General features: G+C 48.6%; 25 protein-coding genes. 17 read left to right on the forward strand and 8 right to left on the reverse strand.

Annotated elements, in window-relative coordinates; translation table 11 throughout:
* Positions 1 to 6 precede the first annotated feature (6 nt).
* A complete protein-coding gene (rplU, locus tag AC0IWZ_RS18520; RefSeq protein ID WP_034498836.1) occupies positions 7 to 318 on the reverse strand; it encodes a 50S ribosomal protein L21 in 312 nt (103 codons plus the stop codon).
* 261 nt (positions 319 to 579) lie between these two features.
* On the opposite strand from rplU, the gene ispB reads away from it, so the two are divergent.
* Both ispB and sfsB read left to right on the forward strand, forming a co-directional pair.
* Complete coding sequence (gene ispB, locus AC0IWZ_RS18525) at positions 580 to 1,551, forward strand: octaprenyl diphosphate synthase (RefSeq protein WP_034498838.1); 972 nt, start codon at positions 580 to 582, stop codon at positions 1,549 to 1,551.
* Positions 1,552 to 1,775: 224 nt separating this feature from the next.
* Positions 1,776 to 2,039 carry a DNA-binding transcriptional regulator SfsB gene (gene sfsB / locus AC0IWZ_RS18530; protein ID WP_034498839.1) on the forward strand — a complete coding sequence of 88 codons (264 nt, stop codon included), beginning with the start codon at positions 1,776 to 1,778 and terminating at the stop codon, positions 2,037 to 2,039.
* Between the two features lie 48 nt (positions 2,040 to 2,087).
* Here sfsB and murA read toward each other — a convergent pair whose 3' ends face one another.
* The 7 genes from murA to mlaF all read right to left on the reverse strand — a co-directional run bounded on the left by murA (position 2,088) and on the right by mlaF (position 6,904).
* Positions 2,088 to 3,359, reverse strand: a complete 1,272-nt coding sequence (gene murA, locus AC0IWZ_RS18535; protein ID WP_471678735.1) for a UDP-N-acetylglucosamine 1-carboxyvinyltransferase — start codon at positions 3,357 to 3,359, stop codon at positions 2,088 to 2,090.
* Between the two features lie 53 nt (positions 3,360 to 3,412).
* Positions 3,413 to 3,667 carry a BolA family iron metabolism protein IbaG gene (ibaG, locus tag AC0IWZ_RS18540; RefSeq protein ID WP_034459734.1) on the reverse strand — a complete coding sequence of 85 codons (255 nt, stop codon included), beginning with the start codon at positions 3,665 to 3,667 and terminating at the stop codon, positions 3,413 to 3,415.
* Positions 3,668 to 3,792: 125 nt separating this feature from the next.
* Positions 3,793 to 4,095 (reverse strand): lipid asymmetry maintenance protein MlaB, encoded by a 303-nt coding sequence (mlaB, locus tag AC0IWZ_RS18545; RefSeq protein ID WP_034498843.1) that lies wholly within the window; start codon positions 4,093 to 4,095, stop codon positions 3,793 to 3,795.
* On the reverse strand, positions 4,095 to 4,724 hold the full coding sequence (gene mlaC, locus AC0IWZ_RS18550) for a phospholipid-binding protein MlaC (protein ID WP_471678734.1): 630 nt from the start codon (positions 4,722 to 4,724) through the stop codon (positions 4,095 to 4,097). The genes mlaB and mlaC overlap by 1 nt, the downstream gene beginning before the upstream one ends.
* Before the next feature lie 18 nt (positions 4,725 to 4,742).
* A complete protein-coding gene (gene mlaD, locus AC0IWZ_RS18555) occupies positions 4,743 to 5,294 on the reverse strand; it encodes an outer membrane lipid asymmetry maintenance protein MlaD (RefSeq protein WP_034498847.1) in 552 nt (183 codons plus the stop codon).
* A gap of 4 nt (positions 5,295 to 5,298) precedes the next feature.
* On the reverse strand, positions 5,299 to 6,081 hold the full coding sequence (gene mlaE / locus AC0IWZ_RS18560; RefSeq protein WP_034498957.1) for a lipid asymmetry maintenance ABC transporter permease subunit MlaE: 783 nt from the start codon (positions 6,079 to 6,081) through the stop codon (positions 5,299 to 5,301).
* Between the two features lie 7 nt (positions 6,082 to 6,088).
* Positions 6,089 to 6,904 (reverse strand): phospholipid ABC transporter ATP-binding protein MlaF, encoded by an 816-nt coding sequence (gene mlaF, locus AC0IWZ_RS18565; protein ID WP_034498848.1) that lies wholly within the window; start codon positions 6,902 to 6,904, stop codon positions 6,089 to 6,091.
* 230 nt (positions 6,905 to 7,134) lie between these two features.
* On the opposite strand from mlaF, the gene AC0IWZ_RS18570 reads away from it, so the two are divergent.
* The 15 genes from AC0IWZ_RS18570 (at position 7,135) to AC0IWZ_RS18640 (ending at position 19,307) form a co-directional block, all read left to right on the forward strand.
* Positions 7,135 to 8,112 carry a calcium/sodium antiporter gene (locus AC0IWZ_RS18570; RefSeq protein WP_471678733.1) on the forward strand — a complete coding sequence of 326 codons (978 nt, stop codon included), beginning with the start codon at positions 7,135 to 7,137 and terminating at the stop codon, positions 8,110 to 8,112.
* Between the two features lie 15 nt (positions 8,113 to 8,127).
* Positions 8,128 to 9,114 carry an arabinose-5-phosphate isomerase KdsD gene (gene kdsD, locus AC0IWZ_RS18575; protein ID WP_259267941.1) on the forward strand — a complete coding sequence of 329 codons (987 nt, stop codon included), beginning with the start codon at positions 8,128 to 8,130 and terminating at the stop codon, positions 9,112 to 9,114.
* A 16-nt stretch (positions 9,115 to 9,130) separates the two neighbouring features.
* Positions 9,131 to 9,697 carry a 3-deoxy-manno-octulosonate-8-phosphatase KdsC gene (gene kdsC / locus AC0IWZ_RS18580; protein ID WP_115627150.1) on the forward strand — a complete coding sequence of 189 codons (567 nt, stop codon included), beginning with the start codon at positions 9,131 to 9,133 and terminating at the stop codon, positions 9,695 to 9,697.
* The gene (gene lptC / locus AC0IWZ_RS18585) at positions 9,694 to 10,269 is read left to right on the forward strand and encodes an LPS export ABC transporter periplasmic protein LptC (protein WP_034498856.1); all 576 of its coding nucleotides are present in this window, start codon (positions 9,694 to 9,696) and stop codon (positions 10,267 to 10,269) included. Before kdsC ends, lptC begins: the two co-directional genes overlap by 4 nt.
* Complete coding sequence (gene lptA, locus AC0IWZ_RS18590; protein WP_034498858.1) at positions 10,238 to 10,801, forward strand: lipopolysaccharide ABC transporter substrate-binding protein LptA; 564 nt, start codon at positions 10,238 to 10,240, stop codon at positions 10,799 to 10,801. The genes lptC and lptA overlap by 32 nt, the downstream gene beginning before the upstream one ends.
* A 6-nt stretch (positions 10,802 to 10,807) precedes the next feature.
* Complete coding sequence (gene lptB, locus AC0IWZ_RS18595; RefSeq protein ID WP_034498860.1) at positions 10,808 to 11,533, forward strand: LPS export ABC transporter ATP-binding protein; 726 nt, start codon at positions 10,808 to 10,810, stop codon at positions 11,531 to 11,533.
* Between the two features lie 48 nt (positions 11,534 to 11,581).
* The gene (gene rpoN, locus AC0IWZ_RS18600; protein ID WP_471678732.1) at positions 11,582 to 13,015 is read left to right on the forward strand and encodes an RNA polymerase factor sigma-54; all 1,434 of its coding nucleotides are present in this window, start codon (positions 11,582 to 11,584) and stop codon (positions 13,013 to 13,015) included.
* Positions 13,016 to 13,037: 22 nt separating this feature from the next.
* The gene (gene hpf / locus AC0IWZ_RS18605; protein WP_034498864.1) at positions 13,038 to 13,325 is read left to right on the forward strand and encodes a ribosome hibernation promoting factor; all 288 of its coding nucleotides are present in this window, start codon (positions 13,038 to 13,040) and stop codon (positions 13,323 to 13,325) included.
* Between the two features lie 82 nt (positions 13,326 to 13,407).
* Positions 13,408 to 13,899, forward strand: coding sequence for a PTS IIA-like nitrogen regulatory protein PtsN (ptsN, locus tag AC0IWZ_RS18610; RefSeq protein ID WP_034498866.1), 492 nt, complete (start codon positions 13,408 to 13,410; stop codon positions 13,897 to 13,899).
* Positions 13,900 to 13,952: 53 nt separating this feature from the next.
* The gene (rapZ, locus tag AC0IWZ_RS18615) at positions 13,953 to 14,807 is read left to right on the forward strand and encodes an RNase adapter RapZ (protein ID WP_034498867.1); all 855 of its coding nucleotides are present in this window, start codon (positions 13,953 to 13,955) and stop codon (positions 14,805 to 14,807) included.
* Positions 14,804 to 15,076 carry a PTS phosphocarrier protein NPr gene (gene npr / locus AC0IWZ_RS18620; RefSeq protein ID WP_034498868.1) on the forward strand — a complete coding sequence of 91 codons (273 nt, stop codon included), beginning with the start codon at positions 14,804 to 14,806 and terminating at the stop codon, positions 15,074 to 15,076. Before rapZ ends, npr begins: the two co-directional genes overlap by 4 nt.
* A 314-nt stretch (positions 15,077 to 15,390) precedes the next feature.
* Positions 15,391 to 17,412, forward strand: a complete 2,022-nt coding sequence (gene tssI, locus AC0IWZ_RS18625; protein ID WP_471678731.1) for a type VI secretion system tip protein TssI/VgrG — start codon at positions 15,391 to 15,393, stop codon at positions 17,410 to 17,412.
* Positions 17,413 to 17,416: 4 nt separating this feature from the next.
* Positions 17,417 to 18,250, forward strand: coding sequence for a DUF4123 domain-containing protein (locus AC0IWZ_RS18630; RefSeq protein ID WP_471678730.1), 834 nt, complete (start codon positions 17,417 to 17,419; stop codon positions 18,248 to 18,250).
* Positions 18,251 to 18,252: 2 nt separating this feature from the next.
* Positions 18,253 to 18,756 carry a DUF3304 domain-containing protein gene (locus tag AC0IWZ_RS18635; RefSeq protein ID WP_471678729.1) on the forward strand — a complete coding sequence of 168 codons (504 nt, stop codon included), beginning with the start codon at positions 18,253 to 18,255 and terminating at the stop codon, positions 18,754 to 18,756.
* Positions 18,757 to 18,791: 35 nt separating this feature from the next.
* Entirely contained in the window at positions 18,792 to 19,307 is a 516-nt protein-coding gene (locus AC0IWZ_RS18640) for a DUF3304 domain-containing protein (protein WP_471678728.1), read from the forward strand.
* Positions 19,308 to 19,313 lie beyond the last annotated feature (6 nt).

Raw genomic sequence — 19,313 nt, forward strand, 5'->3', positions numbered from 1 at the left:
CCTGTATTAAGCGCTGATGCCGGTGATTTTCACATCAGTGAACCACTGACGATGACCCTGCTGCTTACGGTAGTGTTTACGACGACGAAACTTAACAATCTTAATTTTCTCGCCACGACCATGAGCAACAATTTCAGCTTTAACTACGCCGCCATCGACGAAAGGAACGCCGATTTTGATTTCTTCACCATTAGCGATCATCAGAACTTCTGCGAACTCAACTGCTTCGCCAGTTGCGATGTCCAGCTTTTCCAGGCGAATGGTTTGACCTTCGCTTACTCGGTGTTGTTTACCACCACTTTGGAAAACCGCGTACATATAAAACTCCGCTTTCCGCACGCACCTTACGTATGTTTCAGGTGGCGCTATAAATATTCACAATAGGGCGCGAATATTACGCAAAACGAGAGCCTTTGACAAGCCCTGTCATGAAACATGGTAGAAAAAAAACGCAACATCACACCAGCCGTTTATCTGCCTCGTTTTTTCAGTACAATCTGTACTACATTATTACTCCTCTACCCTCACGTGATTCCGTAAAGACATGTGGTAAACAGGACTTTAAGCCAGACTTTTGCGATGAATTTAGAAAAAATTAATGAGTTAACCGCGCAAGATATGGCGGGAGTCAATGCGGTCATCCTTGAGCAGTTGAACTCAGATGTCCAATTGATCAATCAGTTAGGGTATTACATCGTCAGTGGCGGTGGTAAACGTATCCGTCCAATGATCGCCGTTCTTGCTGCTCGCGCGCTGGGTTATCAGGGCAACGCGCATGTTAATATTGCTGCGCTCATTGAGTTTATCCATACCGCAACGCTGCTGCATGATGATGTGGTGGATGAATCAGACATGCGCCGCGGAAAGGCTACAGCCAATGCCGCATTTGGCAACGCTGCCAGCGTATTGGTAGGTGATTTTATTTATACCCGAGCCTTCCAGATGATGACGCAACTCGGCTCGCTCAAGGTACTTGAGGTCATGTCCGAAGCGGTAAACGTGATTGCCGAAGGTGAAGTTCTGCAATTGATGAACTGCAATGACCCCGATATTACAGAAGAAAGTTACATGCGGGTGATTTACAGCAAAACGGCACGTTTGTTTGAAGCAGCCGCGCAATGTTCCGGTATTTTGGCCGATGCCACTGAAGAGCAAGAGAAAGCATTGCAAGACTATGGTCGTTATCTGGGAACCGCTTTCCAGCTGATTGATGACCTGCTTGACTACAGTGCAGACGGGCAAACGCTGGGCAAGAATGTTGGTGATGACCTGAATGAAGGCAAACCGACTCTTCCGTTGCTGCATGCAATGCGTAACGGTAATGCAGAGCAAGAAAAAATGATTCGTGAAGCCATTGAGCAAGGCAACGGGCGTCATTTACTTCAACCCGTACTGGATGCGATGGCGGCCTGTGGTTCTCTCGAGTGGACTCAATTACGCGCAGAGCAAGAAGCGGATAAAGCGATTGCGGCTTTAGCCGTTCTTCCAGAAAGTGAGCATAAAGAGGCTTTAATTGCTCTTGCTCATATGGCTGTTCAACGCGACCGTTAAACTTCCTGGCGCGCCATTTTAATGGCGCGTTAAGTTTCCAATAAATTTATCCACCACCTCGCTCGCTCGCCTCATAGCAATCTGTTTTCATTGATTTTCATTCACTTTGTGTGGGCTCACGCAGATTTAATTTTTTACGTTATTTATTGGAATCTTTTGGATGATTGTCATGTTATAAATGCTCTTGAGTAAACCGGTAAAACGAAGCGGTTTCAGGGAGAAACATGGAAAGTAAAAATTCTGACTGGCACCCAGCAGACATCATCGCAGGGTTACGTAAACGGGGAACATCTCTGGCAGCTGAATCAAGGAAAGCAGGCCTGAGTTCATCGACGCTGGCTAACGCGTTGACGCGCCCCTGGCCCAAAGGTGAGTTAATCATCGCACAAGCGTTAGATATTTCGCCGTGGGTAATTTGGCCCTCTCGTTATTACGATCCGCAAACCGATCAGTTTATTGATCGAGCTTGTTTGATGCGTAAACGATAAAAAAACCGGGCAAGCCCGGTTTTCTCTTTTGAGTATCAGCAGAAAAATTTATTCGCCGCTGCCACTACCTTTCACGCGTTCAATCTGCGCACCTAACGCTTGAAGTTTATCTTCAATGCGCTCGTAGCCACGATCGATGTGGTAAATACGGTCAACAACTGTCGTTCCTTCGGCGATACAACCCGCCAGAACCAGGCTTGCCGAAGCACGCAGATCTGTTGCCATCACTTGCGCACCAGACAGTTTTTCAACGCCGTGGCAAATCACGGTATTGCTCTCGATTTCTGCATGAGCGCCCATACGGATAAGCTCAGGAACATGCATGAAACGATTTTCAAAGATGGTTTCAGTGATAACGCCCGTACCTTCAGCCACCAGGTTCAACAGGGTAAACTGAGCCTGCATATCGGTTGGGAAACCAGGGTGTGGCGCAGTACGGATTGTCACGCCTTTTGGACGTTTGCCGTGCATATCCAGGCTCACCCAGTCTTCGCCAACTTCTACATCAGCGCCAGATTCGCGTAGTTTCGCCAGCACGGCATCAAGCGTGTCTGGTTGAGCATTACGGCAAACAATTTTGCCACCAGAAATGGCCGCAGCAACCAGGAAAGTCCCGGTTTCAATACGGTCAGGCACGACGCGATAAACACCGCCACCGAGGCGTTCAACGCCCTGGATAGTAATGCGGTCAGTACCTGCACCGGTGATTTTCGCACCCAGAGTATTCAGGAAGTTCGCCGTATCAACGATTTCCGGTTCGCGGGCAGCGTTTTCGATGATGGTGGTGCCTTCAGCAAGCGTTGCAGCACTCATGATGGTAACAGTAGCGCCAACGCTTACTTTATCCATCACGATATGCGCGCCTTTCAGACGGCCATTAACGGAAGCTTTAACGTAGCCTTCTTCCAGTTTGATTTCCGCACCAAGCTGTTCAAGACCTGTAATGTGCAAATCGACTGGACGTGCGCCGATTGCACAGCCACCAGGTAAAGAAACCTGACCCTGGCCAAAACGTGCAACCAACGGCCCAAGCGCCCAGATAGAAGCACGCATGGTTTTCACCAGGTCGTACGGCGCACAGAAAATATTAACTTCACTGGCGTCGATCCACACTGAACCGTTACGTTCAACTTTGGTACCCAACTGGCTTAACAGCTTCATTGTGGTATCAATGTCTTTCAGTTTTGGAACGTTTTGAATCTCAACTGGCTCTTCGGCCAATAGAGCGGCAAAGAGGATCGGCAGAGCGGCATTCTTCGCCCCGGAGATCGTCACTTCACCACTCAGTCGGGTTGGCCCGTGAACTCGAAATTTATCCATTGAAACTGCTCTCTATTAAATTCAAATCGTTACAACCCGCCGTGGCGAATTGCTCAAAAACCATTAAGTTTACGATCGCGATCCCACTCTTGCGGAGTATAGGTCTTGATGGAAACCGCATGAATACGGTTATCTGCAATCAGTTCCATCAATGGCGCATAAACTGTTTGTTGCTTCTTCACGCGACTTAACTCGGCGAATAACTCACCCACCGCAATCACCTGAAAATGGCTGCCATCGCCTGAGACGTGGACTTCCTGTAGGGGCAGTGCGTTCATCAGCACTGTCTGAATTTCATGATTTTCCATGGGATATAATTCGTCGATTAATGAAACAAGCCACACATCTTAGAGGAAAGTGGCGCTGGCTTAAATAAGCAAAAAGCCCCTGATCTAATTAGATCAGGGGCAATGATAGTAACGCTATGAAAACACTAGCCTGCAAAAGCAGGAAGGATGTCTTCAGGTAGGTTATAAAGTTTGGTCAAAGTCTGAAGGTTATCGCTTGCACCCTGAAGCTCAACCTCCACATTTTGGCGTCGAGCAAAGGCCACAAGATGAATCAGCAGCGCTAAACCTGAGGTATCTACGCGCGAAAGGCCTGAAAGATTCAAAACCTTGATACCCGCCATGATTTGCTCACGCTGACGCCATAACGGCCCCACGGTATCGCTGTCCAACTCACCTGTCAGATGCAAGGTTTCAGATTCACACTGCCAGCTAAGCTCGTCGGCCATTACTTTTTATTTTCCAGAGTGATTGGCAGTTTAGAGATTGATTGCAGTTGAGCCGTCAAACCTTCAATCCCTTTGGTGCGTAGGATATCGCTCCACTCATTTTGCTTGGTGGTGATCATGCTTACACCTTCAGCAATCATATCGTAAGCCTGCCAGTTGCCTGTCTGGCTGTTCTTACGCCACTGGAAATCAAGACGCACCGGTGGACGCCCATTCGGGTCAATGATAGTGACGCGAATAGCAATAATGGTGGCATTACCCAGCGGTTGCTCTGGGGCGATTTGATAAGATTGCCCGTTATACATAGCAAGTGCCTGACCGTAAGCCTGTTTCAGATACTCTTCAAATGCTTTGAAATAGGCCTCACGCTGCGCAGGCGTTGCATCTTTATAGTAACGACCTAATACCAGCGCACCTGCGTATTTAACCTGCACATACGGCAGAAGCTCCTGACCCACGATCTCGCGCAGATAGTCAGGATTTTGACGGATTTTAGGTTGTTCGTTTTTGAGACGATCAAACGTTTTTTGCGCCGCTTCGCCCATCAGCTTGTAAGGATTGCTCTGATCCACGGCATGCGCCAGTGGTGCGACAACCAACATAGCAATCATAATAAGTCGTTTAAACATAACACTCGTCCTCTTAGATTAGTGCGTCGTGCCAGGCTGTGGCTCTGCGCTATTATTCTCTGAATTCTGCGAAGGGGTATCCCCTGAATTCTTATTATCACCATTGCCGCTCTTATACAGGAACTGACCAATCAGGTCCTCCAGTACCAGCGCTGATTTAGTGTCCTGAATCGTGCCACCTTCTTTAAGGATAGATGACCCAAGCTCAGGGTCATCAAAACCGAGGTTTAGGGCAAGATATTGCTCACCCAGTAAACCCGAGGTGCGGATCGCCAGCGAGCTGGTGTCCGGGATGCGGTCATAGCGTGTTTCGATATCCATGGTGACGCGAGGTAAGTACGTTTTCGGATCAAGTGTAATATCGTCAACGCGGCCAATCACCACACCGCCCAGGCGCAGCGGAGAACCCGTTTTCAGGCTACCGATATTATCGAAAGTCGCATAGACCCGGTATGTTGGCTCACTGCGTAGCGAAGTGACATTTGCCACTTTCAGGCACAAGAAGACGATGGCAGCCAATGCGATAATTAAAAATGCGCCAACCCCAGTTTCAAATTTCTTAGTTTGCATGAACTTAATTCCCAAACATCAGTGCTGTGAGCACAAAATCCAGACCTAAAACGGCCAGTGAGGCATGCACAACGGTACGTGTTGTTGCCCGGCTAATCCCTGCGGACGTAGGAATGGCATCGTAGCCATTGAATAATGCAATCCAGGTCACTGTTATCGCGAACACCACACTCTTGATGACACAGTTAACCAGATCGGTACGCCAGTTGACGGCATTTTGCATCGCAGACCAGAAGAACCCTGCATCAATTCCCTTCCAGTTAACGCCAACCAATGCGCCACCCCAGATACCCACAGCGACAAAGATAAGCGTCAGCAGTGGCAACGAAATGACACCGGCCCAAAATCGAGGTGAAACGACGCGACGCACCGGGTCAACCGCCATCATCTCCATACTCGAGAGTTGCTCTGTCGCTTTCATCAGGCCAATTTCCGCAGTCAACGCTGAACCTGCGCGCCCGGCAAATAAAAGAGCTGCAACAACAGGCCCAAGTTCACGCAGTAGCGACAATGCGACCAACATGCCGAGACTTGATTCCGCACTATAAGTTGTCAGAACTAAATAACCTTGCAGACCAAGAACCATGCCGATGAATAGGCCTGACACAATGATGATTAGCAGCGACAAAACGCCTACATTGTAAATCTGGCGAATGAGTAATGGCGCATGTTTGCGGAATTCCGGTTTCCCCACCACCGCATTAACAAGCATTATCCCGGCCCGACCAAATGACGCGCAGGTTTTCAATCCCCGCCGCCCGAACGATGCCAGTGCATTAAAGAGCATGAGCAACTTAACTCCCTGTTTCTGATAATAAGTCATCCCGATAATCCGCTGCCGGATAACGGAACGGTACAGGTCCATCGGCAATACCATCGAGGAATTGACGTACACGTGGATCGCTATTTTCACGCAAAGCTGTTGGAGTCCCTTCGGCTACTATGTGCTGATCCGCCGCAATATAGGCATAATCGGCAATGCTAAGCACTTCAGGCACGTCGTGGGAAACTACAATACAGGTCACACCCAACGCACTGTTTAATTCTGAAATCAGTTTTACCAATACCCCCATAGTAATAGGGTCCTGGCCAACGAATGGCTCATCAAACATAATCAAATCGGGTTCGAGTGCGATGGCACGGGCAAGTGCTGCCCGTCGGGCCATACCGCCAGACAGCTCGTTAGGCATCAGTTTAGCGGCTCCACGTAATCCAACCGCTTCAAGCTTCATCATCACGGTGCTACGCAGCAACTCTTCCGGTAAGCGGCGGTGCTCCCGAAGAGGATATGCAACATTTTCAAAGACATTGAGATCGGTAAACAGCGCGCCGGATTGAAACAGCATACTCATGCGTTTGCGAACAGTGTATAAACGTGAGCGCGACATCGCGGGTACATTTTCACCGTCAAACAGGATTTCACCGCTGTCGGGCTGAATTTGTCCACCGATCAACCGTAGTAGTGTTGTTTTACCAATACCTGAAGGCCCCATTATGGCGGTAATCTTGCCACGCGGCACGTTCAGTGAAATATTGTCAAAGATGCGCCGACTGCCGCGGGTAAAACTAACACCGCGAATTTCGACCAGATTCGTCTGCGCCTGGCTCATCATCTTTCCTTTTATCAAGTTCACGGACGAGGCATTGAACGGAAACTCAGTTCCAACCCATCATTTTTACAGAATATTACCCGTCCCGATTAGCGAAAACTGGCATTTGTTTTACTTTTCTGCCGCATAAAGTCAGAATTAAGAATTATGCTCAACCCTACAGATCTGTACGCTCTGCCGGTACTTTCACAGCACAAGACCGGCGATTATACCTGAATAAAGGATTTTGAATGCTGTTAGCTACAGCTCTGTTAATCATTGGTTTGCTTTTGGTCGTCTATGGCGCCGACCGGCTGGTGTTTGCCGCGTCCATTCTTTGCCGTAGTTTTGGGGTTCCACCACTGCTTATCGGTTTAACAGTCGTCAGCATCGGGACTTCGTTGCCTGAACTTCTCGTCGCAAGCTCTGCCGCCCTTCATGGTCAATTGAATCTGGCGGTGGGGACAGCACTGGGTTCGAATATCACCAATATTCTGCTGATTCTCGGCTTAGCGGCGCTTTTACACCCATTTACCGTGAATTCCGATATTCTTCGTCGCGAATTGCCCCTAATGTTAATCGTCAGTGCAATTATTGGCTGGCTGCTTTTTGATAATCAGTTAAGCCGCGTCGATGGCTTAATTTTGATTGCTGTAGCGATAGCGTATCTGCTGTTTACCATTAAAATAGCACGCCTCGCCGGGCATGAAGGCTCTGACAATTTAACGCGCGAGCAACTGGCAGAACTTCCCAGAGAAGGTAATCGCCCTGTTGCGTTTTTATGGCTGGCCGTCGCCCTAATCATTATGCCGATGGCGACACGCATGGTTATCGATAACGCCAGCGTGCTGGCTCATTACTTTGGTGTGAGCGAATTAGTGATTGGCCTGACGATTATTTCGGTCGGCACGAGCCTGCCAGAGTTAGCCACGACGATCGCAGGAGCCCGTAAAGGTGAAGATGATATTGCGATTGGTAATATCATTGGCTCGAATATTTTCAATATTGTTCTGGTGCTGGGCATTCCGGCGTTAATCGCGCCAGGCGAAATAGACCCGCTCGCTTTTGCTCGGGACTATTGGGTCATGTTGATTGTTAGTGCCATTTTCGCCGTACTTTGCTGGCGTAAGCGTCGCTCTATCGGCAAGACTGCTGGTGCTCTGTTAACATGTAGCTTCTTCGTATGGATTGCGGTGCTGTGGTTACTTGCATCACCGGTCGTTGGGTAAAACGGAACGGAAATTATGTCACAGATTAATTTACAACCGGGTTTTGACTTTCAACAAGCAGGCAGAGATGTCCTGAAGATCGAACGTGAAGGCCTGGATCAGCTCGAGCAATACATCAATTCAGATTTCACGCAAGCCTGTGAAAGAATGTTCTATTGCCAGGGCAAAGTGGTCGTTATGGGCATGGGCAAGTCAGGGCACATCGGTAAAAAGATGGCCGCGACGTTTGCCAGTACCGGCACACCTTCGTTCTTCGTCCATCCTGGTGAAGCCAGTCACGGCGATCTCGGCATGGTGAGCGCGCAAGATATTGTCATCGCTATTTCAAACTCTGGCGAGTCGAACGAAATTCTGGCGCTGATCCCCGTTCTCAAACGCTTGCAGGTGCCACTCATTTGCATCACCAGCCGTCCCGAAAGTTCGATGGGCAAAGCGGCGGATATCCATCTGTGCGTGAAAGTGCCACAAGAAGCCTGCCCGCTGGGCCTGGCTCCGACATCAAGCACCACTGCCACATTGGTCATGGGTGACGCACTTGCTGTTGCGATGCTCAAAGCCCGCGGCTTTACCGCAGAAGATTTTGCACTTTCTCACCCAGGCGGCGCATTGGGTCGTAAACTGTTATTACGTGTCAGCGACATCATGCACAGCGGCGATGAAATACCGCATGTCAGTAAAGATGCTTCATTGCGTGATGCACTGCTGGAAATAACGCGTAAAAATATGGGGATGACCGTAATCTGTGATGACCTGATGAAAATCGAAGGGATCTTCACGGATGGTGACTTACGTCGTGTCTTTGATATGGGCGTAGATCTCCACACCCTGAATATCGCAGATGTCATGACCGTCGGCGGAATTCGCGTTCGCCCAACAGTCCTGGCGGTTGATGCATTGAATTTGATGCAGTCTCGCCATATTACCTCGGTATTGGTTGCAGATGGCGACCAACTACTCGGTGTGGTACATATGCATGACATGCTACGCGCAGGCGTGGTTTAACAAAGGATTAGCCTTAATGAGTAACCATGAAGCGTCTCTTGCCACTTGTTATGGGCCGGTAAGTGCGCGCGTTATGGAGCGGGCCGCTAATGTGCGCCTGCTCATTTTAGACGTTGACGGTGTGATGTCTGATGGCCTGATTTATATGGGCAACAGTGGCGAAGAGCTGAAAGCATTCAATGTGCGTGATGGCTATGGTATTCGCTGTGCACTGACATCAGATATAAACGTCGCGATTATTACCGGTCGTAAAGCAAAATTGCTTGAAGACCGCTGTGAAACGCTGGGTATCAAGCATCTCTATCAAGGTCAGTCCGATAAGCTTGTGGCTTTTCAGGATCTTTTAGATAAGCTCGCAATCCCAGCTGAACACGTGGCTTATGTGGGTGATGATTTAATCGACTGGCCTGTGATGGCAAAAGTCGGTTTGAGCGTTGCGGTATCGGATGCACATCCTTTACTCATTCCTCGTGCCGACTACGTGACGCGTATTGCTGGCGGCCGTGGAGCAGTGCGCGAAGTCTGCGACTTGCTGTTACTGGCACAAGGTAAGCTTGATGAGGCCAAAGGGCTATCTATATGAGTAAGACCAGACGTTGGGTTATCATCCTGCTTTCATTGCTGGTGCTGATTTTGATCGGTGTGAATCTGGTAGACAAAGATGCCGTTGCGCCTCCAACAGTGAACACGAATGAACCAACCTATAAAAGTGAACATTCCACGACTCTCGCCTACAGTCCTGAAGGGGCTTTAAATTACCGACTGGTTGCTGAGCACGTTGAATATTTTTCCGAAACCGCCGTTTCGTGGTTCACCAATCCGGTGATGACGCAATACGACGAAAACAAAGTCGCCACCTGGTCATTACGAGCAGATCGCGCCAAACTTACTAACGATCGGATGCTGTATCTGTATGGGAATGTGGTGCTTACAGCTCTGACGCCAGATTCGCAGCTACGCAAAATTACCACGGATAATGCGCAGGTTAATTTAGTCACTCAGGATGTTGCCTCTGATGACCAGGTAACCTTGTACGGAACCAGCTTTAACTCCACCGGCCTCAAAATGCGTGGTAATTTACGCAGCAAAAATGCCGAGCTGATTGAAAAGGTTAGAACATCTTATGAAATCCAGAATAAACAAACTCAGCCGTAATTTAGTACTGACCAGTACGCTTTTAGCCGCCAGTTTTTCGGCATTTGCGCTGACCGGTGATACCGATCAGCCGATTCACATTGAATCTGACCAACAGTCGCTGGATATGCAAGGCAACGTCGTCACCTTCACCGGCAATGTGGTTGTGACGCAAGGTAGTATCAAGATTAATGCCGATAAAGTCGTTGTCACACGCCCCGGCGGCGAGCAAGGTAAAGAAGTGATTGATGGCTACGGTAATCCAGCCACTTTCTATCAGATGCAAGATAGCGGCAAACCCGTTAGCGGCCACTCATCGACTATGCACTATGAGCTGCAAAACGATTTTGTCGTGCTGACCGGCAATGCCTATCTGGAGCAGGTCGATAGCAATATTAAAGGCGACAAAATTACTTACCTCGTTAAAGAGCAGAAAATGCAGGCCTTTAGCGAAAAAGGTAAACGTGTTACGACCGTTCTGGTTCCTTCTCAGTTGCAGAAAAAAGACGGCAAGGCTCCGGCACCCGCCCCTGCGCAGAAAAAGAGTAACTAATTCGTTATGGCTACTTTAATTGCAAAAAATCTCGCTAAAGCCTACAAAGGCCGCCGCGTTGTAGAAGACGTTAGTCTGACCGTTAAATCAGGTGAGATTGTCGGTTTGCTCGGCCCTAACGGTGCAGGGAAAACCACCACTTTTTATATGGTGGTCGGTATTGTTCCGCGTGATGCGGGCAACATTATTATTGATGATGAAGACATCAGCCTGCTGCCGCTTCATGCACGTGCACGACGTGGTATTGGGTACTTGCCTCAAGAAGCGTCTATTTTCCGCCGTTTAAGCGTGTTCGATAACTTAATGGCCGTGCTGCAAATCCGTGATGATCTTTCTACCGAGCAGCGTGAAGACCGCGCCAATGAGCTAATGGAAGAGTTCCACATTGAGCATTTGCGTAATAGCCTCGGGCAATCTTTGTCCGGTGGTGAGCGTCGCCGTGTTGAAATTGCTCGCGCATTGGCTGCAAATCCAAAATTTATTCTTTTGGATGAACCTTTTGCAGGTGTTGACCCAATTTCCGTTATCGACATCAAGCGAATCATCGAGCATTTACGCGACAGCGGGCTTGGGGTGCTGATAACTGACCATAACGTACGCGAAACGTTAGCCGTATGTGAACGCGCTTACATCGTAAGCCAGGGCCATTTAATCGCCCACGGCACGCCAGCTGAGATCCTGGAAGACGAGCATGTTAAACGCGTGTATCTGGGCGAAGAGTTCAGACTCTGATAGGGTAGGAATAATTAACGATTACACCTGAGGAAGTTCGCTCTGAATATGAAGCAAGGTTTGCAATTACGGCTCAGCCAACAACTTGCTATGACGCCACAGTTACAGCAGGCAATTCGTCTGTTGCAGCTGTCGACGTTAGAATTACAGCAGGAACTTCAGCAAGCACTGGAAAGTAACCCGCTGCTTGAGCAAACCGATCTGCATGAAGAAATTGAAACTCAGGAAGTTCGTGAAAATGAAGCGTTAGATACTCGTGAGGCACTCGAACAAAAAGAGATGCCCGACGAGTTACCGTTGGATACCAGCTGGGACGAAATTTACACCGCAGGTACGCCATCGGGAACCGGAACTGACTATATAGACGACGAGTTACCGGTTTATCAGGGAGAAACTACCCAGTCACTCCAGGATTACCTGATGTGGCAGGTCGATCTCACCCCGTTTTCTGATACCGACACCGCGATTGCAACGTCTATTGTTGATGCCGTTGACGAAATGGGCTATCTGACCGTTTCGCTGGATGAAATTCTCGAAAGCATGGGCGATGAAGAAATCACCCTCGACGAAGTGGAAGCGGTGCTCAAACGCGTGCAACGCTTCGATCCTGTCGGCGTCGCCGCACGCGACCTTCGTGATTGCCTCCTGATACAGCTTTCACAATTCGCGCGAGAAACACCCTGGCTAACCGAAGCTCGCCTGATTGTCAGCGAACATCTCGACTTGCTCGCCAACCATGATTTCCGCAGCCTGATGCGCGTCACGCGTCTGAAAGAAGAAGTGCTGAAAGAGGCGATGTGCCTGATTCAGTCGCTTGATCCGCGTCCGGGCCAGTCCATTCAGACCAGCGAACCAGAGTATGTAATCCCTGATGTGTTGGTCAAAAAAACTCAGGGCCGCTGGACGGTAGAACTCAACGCCGACAGCATCCCACGTCTAAAAATAAATCAACAGTACGCTGCTATGGGCACCAATGCCCGCAATGACAGCGACTCACAATTTATTCGCAGTAACCTGCAAGAAGCGAAGTGGCTGATCAAAAGCCTTGAAAGCCGCAATGATACCTTGCTGCGGGTTAGCCGCTGCATCGTTGAACAGCAGCAAGGCTTTTTTGAGTTCGGTGCAGAGCATATGAAACCGATGGTTCTTGCTGATATCGCCCAAGTGGTCGAAATGCACGAATCCACCATTTCCCGCGTGACCACGCAAAAGTATTTGCACAGTCCGCGAGGCATTTTTGAATTGAAGTATTTCTTCTCAAGTCATGTCAATACCGAGGGCGGTGGTGAAGCCTCGTCCACGGCTATTCGGGCTTTGGTGAAGAAGTTAATTGCTGCGGAAAACCCTGCGAAACCGCTGAGTGATAGCAAGTTAACGACTATGCTATCGGATCAGGGGATCATGGTGGCACGCCGCACTGTTGCGAAGTACCGAGAGTCTTTATCCATACCACCGTCAAACCAGCGTAAACAACTGGTGTGACTTAACCGATAAGGAAGACACTATGCAGCTCAACATTACAGGACAAAACGTCGAAATCACTGACGCACTGCGCGATTTTGTGAGCACGAAGTTTGCCAAACTGGAGCAGTACTTCGATAGGATTAACCAAGTCTATATTGTGTTAAAAGTGGAAAAAGTCACGCATATTGCCGACGCAACACTTCATATCAATGGTGGTGAAATACATGCCAGCGCTGAAGGGCAGGATATGTATGCGGCGATTGACGGTCTGATTGATAAACTGGCGCGCCAGCTAACCAAACATAAAGATAAACTAAAACAACACTGATAATCCAGGCAACGGTTTTGGCATTCACGGCTCGTTACGGAAGTAACGGGCCGTTGCCACAACAGAGTGCTTAGGTGAACTTATGATGAACAACGATTCTGCTCTACAACTTAGTAATGTCCTGAACAAAGAATGTACCCGTAGCAATGTACATTGCCAAAGTAAGAAGCGTGCGCTGGAAATTATCAGTGAACTCGCGGCGAAACAGCTCGGTCTGCCACCTCAAGTCGTTTTTGAGGCGGTACTGACGCGTGAGCGAATGGGTAGTACCGGTATCGGCAATGGTATCGCCATTCCTCACGGAAAACTGGAAGAAGATACCACCCGCGCCGTAGGGGTGTTTATTAAACTGGAAACCCCTATCGCGTTTGATGCTATTGATAATCAGCCGGTCGACCTGATGTTTGCGCTACTTGTTCCGGCCGATCAGACAAAAACACATTTGCACACTTTGTCTTTGGTAGCAAAACGTCTCGCGGACAAAACGATTTGCCGACGCCTGCGTTCAGCGCAGAGCGATGAAGAGCTTTATCAGATCATTACCGAAACCGAACATGGTAGTGAAAGTGAATAATCTGGCTGCGGTCATGTGCGTGCCACAGCAAGAGAAGTTGGGGGAGTGATAAAATGGTGCTGATGATTGTCAGCGGCCGCTCTGGTTCAGGGAAGTCTGTAGCCTTGCGTGCACTAGAAGATATGGGATTCTACTGTGTAGATAACCTGCCAGTGGTGCTGTTGCCTGATCTTGCCAAAACTCTCGCAGAGCGACAGATTTCTGCGGCAGTCAGCATCGACGTGCGTAACATGCCGGAAAACCCGGAAATTTTTGAACAGGCGATGACCAATCTACCTGATTCATTTTCTCCACAATTGCTGTTCCTCGATGCCGATCGCAACACGCTGATTCGTCGTTATAGCGACACACGTCGTTTACACCCGCTTTCCAGTAAAAACTTGTCGCTGGAGAGTGCGATTGATGAAGAAAGCGATCTGCTGGAACCGTTGAAATCCAGAGCCGATTTAATCATCGACACCTCTGAAATGTCGGTGCATGAACTCGCGGAAATGCTGCGGACTCGTCTGCTCGGCAAACGTGAACGTGAATTGACGATGGTCTTCGAATCCTTCGGCTTTAAACACGGCATTCCGATTGATGCAGATTACGTGTTTGACGTGCGCTTCCTGCCAAACCCGCACTGGGATCCAAAACTGCGTCCAATGACGGGTCTCGACAGGCCTGTTGCAGCGTTCCTTGATCGTCATACCGAAGTACACAACTTTATCTACCAGACGCGTAGCTATCTTGAGCTTTGGTTACCGATGCTGGAAACCAACAACCGCAGCTATTTGACTGTAGCGATTGGTTGTACTGGCGGTAAACACCGTTCGGTTTATATTGCAGAGCAGTTGGCAGACTATTTCCGCTCACGTGGGAAAAACGTGCAGTCCCGTCACCGTACGCTGGAAAAACGCAAACCATGACCGTAAAACAAACCGTTGAGATCACCAATAAGCTGGGCATGCATGCGCGCCCGGCTATGAAACTATTCGAACTTGTGCAAAGTTTTGATGCCGAAGTGATATTGCGTAACGAGGCTGGCACCGAAGCCGAAGCTAATAGTGTGATTGCACTACTGATGCTGGATTCAGCCAAAGGTGGCCACATTGAAATTGAAGTCACCGGGCCTGAAGAAGAACAAGCATTGAACGCTGTTATCGCGCTGTTCAATGCAGGTTTTGACGAAGATTAACTTATTACGTATTTTGATATTTATCCTTAGAAATACTTAAATGTTTATACAGCCACGCTAATTAACACAATCAACTTATTATATTTAATAGGTTGATTGTCAGCCTCCTCTTTTAATTTTACATATAAAAACTATCAATCCTATAGTTTATATTCACCTCCCAAATACCCCGCGAATTAATCTTATTACAAACATATCTTATCGTTGCTTAAATTTAAAAGCCTATCAATACTCAGCACACCAATATACTTGCATCTATTTTTATTCAGATAAAAACGATGTATCAATGGTGTGATGATAAAAGGATTTATATTATGGCCTCAGACGGCACCCGCTTTACCTTCATCGCGGGGCGCACTCCTGCGGACACCTTCGCGGTGGTGAACTTTAAGCTTAAACAATCCCTTTCTTCTCTGTTCAGCCTGGAGATCACCGTCGCCTGTAATGACCCGGCGATTGGCTTTCAAAAAATCCTCGATGAATACGGGGTTCTCACCATCTGGCAGGGCGACGTGATTAAGCGTCGGGTGCGTGGCCTGGTCACCTTCTGCGAGCAGGGCGACAGCGGCAAACATCAGACACTCTACCGCATGACGGTACGCCCCGAGTTCTGGCGCAGCTCCCAGCGTCAGAACTGCCGCAGTTTTCAGAATTACGACATCCAGTACATCTTCGCAAAGTTGCTCAAAGAAATGCGTATCCGCACGCATGACGCGCTGTTTCGCCGCCCGCATCCGGCGCGGGAATTCTGCGTGCAGTTTATGGAGTCGGATTACGATTTCATCGCCCGCCTCGCCGCCGAAGAGGGGATTTTTTTCTTCGAGGATGAATATCTCGACGACCGTGACCAGAAACTGACTTTCACCGATGACCGCTGCAACCTGCGCGGCCTCGGGGCGTTTCCGTATAACCCGAATGCCGCCTCTGAATCGTCCACTTACTGCATCAACACTTTCTGCCGCAGCGCGCAAATCCGCCCGGCAAAAGTCACTACCCAGGACTACACCTTCACCGCCCCCGGCTGGCAGGCGCAGTACCAGGAAGAAGGCGCAGACCTGTCTTATCAGCGCCCGGACTATGAAATTTTTGACTATCCGGGGCGCTTCAAGGATGAACAGCACGGTGCCGATTTTGCGAAATATCAGATGGACGGCTGGCGCAATAACGTCGATTTTGCCAGCGGTACCAGTAATTGCCCGCAGTTACAGCCGGGACGCTGGTTCACCCTCACCGACCATCCGCGAGAGGATTTAAACAGCCCGTGGCAGGTGGTGTCGAGCGAGATGACCGGCAGCCAGCCGCAGGCGCAAATCGGCAGCGCCGGCCAGGGCACCACGCTCACCAACCGCTTTTATGTTATTCCGGCCACCCAGACCTGGCGCCCGGCGCCGCTACCGAAACCGCTGGTGGACGGCCCGCAAATCGGCATTGTCACCGGTCCTGCCGGGGAAGAAATCTACTGCGACGAGCACGGGCGGGTGACGGTGAAATTTGCCTGGGACCGCTACAACAAAAGCAACGAAGAAAGCTCGTGCTGGGTTCGCGTCTCGCAGGCGTGGGCGGGCACCGGCTTCGGCAACATCGCCATTCCACGCGTCGACCAGGAAGTGATTGTCGATTTCCTGAACGGCGACCCCGACCAGCCGATTATCACCGGGCGGACGTATCACGCCGCCAATCGTGCACCGGGCGACCTGCCGGGCACCAAAACCCGGATGGCGATACGCTCGCAGACGTATAAGGGTAATGGATACAACGAACTGATGTTCGAAGACCAGACCGGGCAGGAGCTGCTGTCGATGCATGCCCAGAAGGACATGAGTCGGATAGTCAATAATCGAGATGCTTTCTGGGTAGGTGAAAATCAGCTGATGCATATCAAAGGCGAAAATCATTTACGAGTTGAAAGCGAAAAACGTGATTTAGTTAAAGAAGATTACTCACTCACTGTTTCACAGACTCTTCATATTAAAACTGAAGAAAATATGCTGATCGTAAATGGCAGTGAATATCACGTCAAAGCAGGCAGTAAAGTCACACTTGATGCAGGATGTGAGTTAACACTACAAGCCGGTGGTAACTTTATAAAAATTGACGCCAGCGGCATCCAAACCAGTGCAATTGTAAATATGGGGATGGGTTCTCCGGGTAAGGGTACTGAATGGAATGGGCAACTCCCGGATGAACTCACGCCTTCTCAGGGAAAATTAACATTGGGAAAAAATAAGGCCGAATCGTCTGATATGACGGTTCGGCCTGAACTCGAAGAAGATATATGCCTGGAATGCATGATGAATTCAATGCGTGAAGATTCGGCAATAGTGGGTGGAAACTAACATAATGATACTGTCTGAATTACTCATTGTCAGCCATATGGCTAAAGAGGCTACAGCTTCATCGTATGCATTATTTGAAGCTGGATTAGTTGAAAATAAAGTGCTGCGAGAAATATGCGCATCTGCGAGTGACCGAATGAGATCTCTCTTTATTCACCCACAACTTGAATCATTAGTATCCGTTGGTCCATGGCTTATAAAGATTACTGACCTGAATGACACTATTCCAGACGTTCTGGATAAACAAGGTGCGCTGAGAGGGATCATCATTTCCAGCCTTGCGTTACCACAACTGGCAGAGCAATTATCCTGGGGATGTATCGTAAAATCTCCTGATGATAAAGGTCTGTTGTTGCGATTCTATACGCCTTATGTATTACAGCATTTATCGCAACGTAACGATTTAAATGGATATTCGACTCTTTTTAACGGGATCGATAAATGGTTTGTTCCCAATATGGATCAACAATGGTGGCCATTATCTTTAACACCAGCTTTAAACACCGAATATGATAAGACCCACAAAACCATTGAACTCGATCAAGCTCTTTGGGAATTATTAAACGGTGACACCGACGTCAGCGCCTTGTTAAGAATCTGGATACAACAACCACAGAGTAAACATTTCCCAGCATGTATTCAGCGTGCAATGGTTCATAAGGCGCTCAACAAAGCTCAACAAGCGGGGTTATCACGACCCATTGATAAAAAAATATACGCCCTGCATTACTTGAGCGGCGGAAATAAAGAAATTCAATCATCTGATATGACTCGAGCACTCGAAAAAGTTACAGCGGGAAATATCACTCTCACCGAAGCACTGCTTCAGGAGACTTAACTATGAGTCTACTTTTTCGACTGGAAAAAATAGATGCTTCATTAAATCGTTTCTGGGCTCGCTGGAGTCGCTGGTTACGCAGAGGGTTAATTCTTCTGGTTGTCATCTGGGGGGGTAATCTTGCCTGGTCGGTATTTTTTGGTCCACCGACTGGAGGTGTTGCACTGATCATTCATAGTGAGATAGATCGTCCTATTCTTGGTTTTAGCGTTAATGGTGTCGCGGGGGGAAACGCTTTTGCACATGGAGGTGGAAAATTAACGTGCTGCGGAACAATTGAAGGTGATACTGCTGAAGTTATATGGACACTGGATATAACTCATTCTCAATATTTACAAGGAATGCGACTGGAAAAACGCCTTAAAACTCTGCCATTGCCGGAAAGAAAATGGGGAGAAGACAATTTGCATGTTCATTTCCTGCCAAATGATCAGGTCAAACTGGGGTGGAGTCGTGATGCATGGTCACCCTTTGAAATACGGCCCGAAATAAAGACTAAGAAATAAATAAAGGACAGAGTGATATTAAGGATATCAAAAATATGAATTTACTTTCCCGACTAGAAAAAATAGATGCTGCGCTACATCGCTTTTGGGCGCGCTGGAGCCGTTGGATGTGCAGAGGGTTAATTCTACTGATAATAATCTGGGGTCTGAACCTTGCCTGGGATGTCTTTTTTGGGCCACCGACTGGAGGTGTTCAACTGGTAATTCATAATGATTTGGACAGACCAATATTGGGTTTTAGCGTCAATGGTGTTGCGGGTGGGAATGCTTTTGCTCATGGTGGCGGTGCCGTAACCTGTTGTGGCAATATCAGCGGTGATACAGCTGATGTTATCTGGACTCTCGATATGACTCACTCCCAGTATCTACAAGGAATGCGCCTTGAGCGGCGCCATAAAACCCTTACTTTGCCTGAACGAAAATGGGATGAAAATTATCTGCATGTTTATTTTTTGCCTGGCGATAATCTTCGCTTATGGTGGGGAGAAGGGTTAAGCCATCCATGGCGGAAAATACCCAATTATTTAGACAATAAAAATCAAGTAAAATAGAGATGT

Source organism: Buttiauxella sp. AC142, assembly GCF_979253435.1.